Source organism: Paenibacillus sp. OT2-17 (assembly GCF_009827695.1).
Lineage (GTDB): Bacteria > Bacillota > Bacilli > Paenibacillales > Paenibacillaceae > Paenibacillus > Paenibacillus polymyxa_B.
Genome location: NZ_WUDQ01000411.1, coordinates 1 through 3,347 on the forward strand (window position 1 = coordinate 1; position 3,347 = coordinate 3,347).

The following is a 3,347-nucleotide window of genomic DNA, read 5'->3' on the forward strand; positions in this document are numbered from 1 at the left end:
TCTATTCCTCCTCTTGGCCAATCGGAATTTGTAAAAAGACTTTGGTTCCCTGATCAACATTTGAAAGGACGCCAAAACTCCCGCCTACCAGCTCTGCTCGCTCCTGCATGCCATATAAACCTAATCCCGTTCCAATAGGCTTGCTCCCCTTTTCAAAGCCAATTCCATCGTCCTCTACAGTCAAACGAAGTGTATGATCGTGCTCAGTCAAAGAAACTTTAACCATGTCTACCTGGGCATACTTCAAGGCATTGAGAACAGCCTCCTGGCAGACACGGTAAATGACCGTTTCCTTTTCACTTCCATATCGCTTTTGGGAAAGATCCGACACAAATTCAACTACCAGACCAAAGCTTTGTTCAACCCTCTTAAAGTGGGAAAGAAATGCCGCTTCAAGCCCAAAATCATCAAGTGTGGCGGGGCGTAATTCCACAGACAGGTTGCGGATATCATCCAGCAATCGTGTCATGGATGCTTCAGTCTGCTTCATATTTTTGATGAGCTGTTCATCATTCGTCATGTATTTTAACACCCGTAGTTCAACAACCGCGCTCATCAATTCCTGGGCCACACTGTCGTGCAGTTCCCTGGAAAGCCGTTTGCGCTCATTTTCCTGCGCTTCAATGACATGCTTCATCATTTTGTTTTGATACAATTTTTCCTGCGTCTGAAATTGTGGAGTCAAGTCTCTCAACATCAACACCCGTGTTCCATGTTCAGAATCAATGGTGTGAAAAGAAGCGGCATAGGGAACCATTCGGTTGCTCTTCGTTTCCAGATACACCTGAAAAGAAGCGAAATCCTTGGATTCTGGCATATTGAAATAACAGTCAAGGCAGGTACGGGGCTCCGTTTCGCTTGTATAACCCCTGCATGTTCCACATAAAGCTCTTTCCTTCCCTTCATAGAGTTGGATGAGGACGTCATCGCCCACAATCTCCTCAGCTGCCGGATTCATGGCTAGGGTATTCCCTTGCCTATCAAAAAAGAAAATGGCTTCCGTACTGTTCTCAAACAACTTCACCATTAGCGCACTCAAAGAGCCAGTCCCTAAAGACAATGTCAATTCACATCACTTCCTTCCCGTTCAACTCTCCAATTCCTCTATGTGCCAAGGCTTCCAAATCACGCATCATGGCTTCGGTCATGAGCTGTTCTTCCCGAAATCCACCAAGCAGTACGCCCGCGACGCGAGCATCATTCCATAGGGGAACAGCCCCGAGACTCTTGAGCTTCTCGGATTGAACGATCGGATAGTTAAACAGGTTGTCTGCCCCCACATATTGATAAATAGATGGAATGAAAACGGATTTCCCGGTTTTAAACACGATTCCTGCTATGCCCTTACCGGATTGCAGCACAATCCGCTTAAAGCGATCATTTAAATTACCGGCTGCATTTTTCCATTTAATTACGTATTGATATTCGGCCGGTTCAACCAGAGCTAGCGCCATGAAATCATAACCGAAATGTTCGCGTATTCGCTCAAGCTCCCTTTGATAATCCATCCTATTATTCATCGCTCTCTCCTAATAGAATTAGGAAAGAAGGCAGAGCCCGCTTTCCTAATTCGATTTATGTCTTCTGTAAAGGATATAACTTCTGCGCACATAATTCAACGGAACACTCCACACATGTACAAGCCGGGTAAACGGCCAGAATGCAAAAATCGCAAAGCCCATAAGTATATGAAGCCTGAAAGACATCGGTACGTCTCTCATCAGAGTCGGGTCAACACGGAATATGAATAAACCGCGGAACCAGATCGAGATCGTCTCCCGATAATCGAATTCCGGCTGTACCGCATTCGTTACGAGAGTCGCGAACATCCCCATGCATACAATGGCCAAAAGCAATACGTTTACAATCAAATCAGACGCTGTACTTAAACGGCGCACATTGCGCATTGTAAAACGACGAGAGGTAAGAATCAACATACCGAGGAATGTCATCGCTCCAAATATTCCACCAACATAAACTGCTCCAATATGATACAGATGATCGTTTACACCCAGTGCATGCATCCAGGTTTTTGGTATGCCCAAACCGGATACATGACCCATAATAACTGGGATAATACCCAGGTGGAATAAGAGACTTCCGATCATCAATTGTTTTTTTTCAATAAACTCACTTGATTTTGCTGTCCAATTGAACTGGTCGTTTCTATAGCGGAAAATATGCCCTACAATAAAGACCACCACGCACATATAAGGGAAAATAACCCATAAAAACTGCTCTAGCATCATCATTGCGCGGCTGCCTCCTGTTCTACGCAAACTTTAAGCGTTTCACGCAGTCCCTTCACCAAATGAAAATACGGGCTTTTCATTTTTTCCAACGCTTTAAGCAAATGATATGTGCCGTCTTCCAAGATCGCGATTGGCATGCGGAAGTTTTCTGTCGTCTTCGGATCTTGCGACCATTCGGCGGCATACAGAAATTCACACATGAGCGGCAGGTAATCTGGCAGCTCTCCATCTGGCATTTCAAGACCATACATCTCGTATAGCACCTTTAACTTGACCAACATTTGTCCCCGTTCTTTTGCATCTTCGAATTTAAAGTAAGTCATATATAGTGCACAATTCTTTTGAAAATCAAAGGTTTCTGTATACATTTCCTGAATCTCTTCCATACTGAACTCTTGCATAAGGGACCAGTAGGTGTTCGCATACGTATATGCCGGATGGTTTGGATCAAACGATGTTTCCAGAAAAGCCGGATGAAAATCCAGCTTTTCTGGGTACATGAGTTGCTGGGCGAAAAACCCGAATGATGGCTTGCATTCATACAGCTTCGCTACATTAATCACGCCAAATACCCCCGTAGAAGTTTTCTTCATACATTTCTTTGCCCGTTTTCAAGGGCTCTTCCATCCCCATTGAACTTGCCAGACTACAGCCATCACATCCAGAGCCTGAACCCATGTTTCCCATGGTATCGCCGTAACCAGCAGATCCTTGAGCTCGGTACGGGTTCGAATATCCTTCTTATGCGATGTCGGAATGACGAAACGATCCTCATACTTGGCAATCGCCAGAAGTCGATACATCTGCTCGGTCTGCCGCGGTGTCATGCCGATGCGCTCAAGACGGCTTTCATCGAAAGATTGTCCTGTGGACTGGGCACGCATATAGGAGCGCATCATAGCCATTCGCTGCAAGGATTCCTTCACGGTTTGCGTGTCGCCCGCCGTCAGCATATTGGCAAGATACTGAATGGGGGTGCGCATCTCTTCGATAGCCGGAAAGATCATATCGGGATTCTCAATCGAGTCTTTCCCTTCAAAGTAATTCATGATCGGACTAAGTGGTGGCACATACCAGACCATAGGTAATGTGCGG

General features: G+C 45.5%; 4 protein-coding genes and 1 pseudogene. All 5 read right to left on the reverse strand.

Going from position 1 to position 3,347, the window contains the following annotated elements:
* Position 1 precedes the first annotated feature (1 nt).
* Positions 2 to 1,066: a PAS domain-containing sensor histidine kinase gene (locus GRP75_RS22175; protein ID WP_160790380.1), complete on the reverse strand. Its 1,065-nt coding sequence runs from the start codon at positions 1,064 to 1,066 to the stop codon at positions 2 to 4.
* A 1-nt stretch (position 1,067) separates the two neighbouring features.
* The gene (locus tag GRP75_RS22180; protein WP_023989701.1) at positions 1,068 to 1,520 is read right to left on the reverse strand and encodes a GAF domain-containing protein; all 453 of its coding nucleotides are present in this window, start codon (positions 1,518 to 1,520) and stop codon (positions 1,068 to 1,070) included.
* Positions 1,521 to 1,565: 45 nt separating this feature from the next.
* On the reverse strand, positions 1,566 to 2,249 hold the full coding sequence (gene narI / locus GRP75_RS22185; RefSeq protein ID WP_028542277.1) for a respiratory nitrate reductase subunit gamma: 684 nt from the start codon (positions 2,247 to 2,249) through the stop codon (positions 1,566 to 1,568).
* Complete coding sequence (narJ, locus tag GRP75_RS22190; protein ID WP_023989703.1) at positions 2,249 to 2,815, reverse strand: nitrate reductase molybdenum cofactor assembly chaperone; 567 nt, start codon at positions 2,813 to 2,815, stop codon at positions 2,249 to 2,251. The genes narI and narJ overlap by 1 nt, the downstream gene beginning before the upstream one ends.
* Positions 2,808 to 3,347, reverse strand: a pseudogene (gene narH, locus GRP75_RS22195) (nitrate reductase subunit beta); the annotation flags it as partial. The gene narJ and the pseudogene narH, both read right to left, overlap by 8 nt.

Coding starts and splice junctions, on each gene's coding strand:
- GRP75_RS22180 (WP_023989701.1), bottom strand. CDS start 1,520: ATGAATAATAGGATGGATTATCAAAGGGAGCTTGAGCGAATACGCGAA.
- narI (WP_028542277.1), bottom strand. CDS start 2,249: ATGATGCTAGAGCAGTTTTTATGGGTTATTTTCCCTTATATGTGCGTG.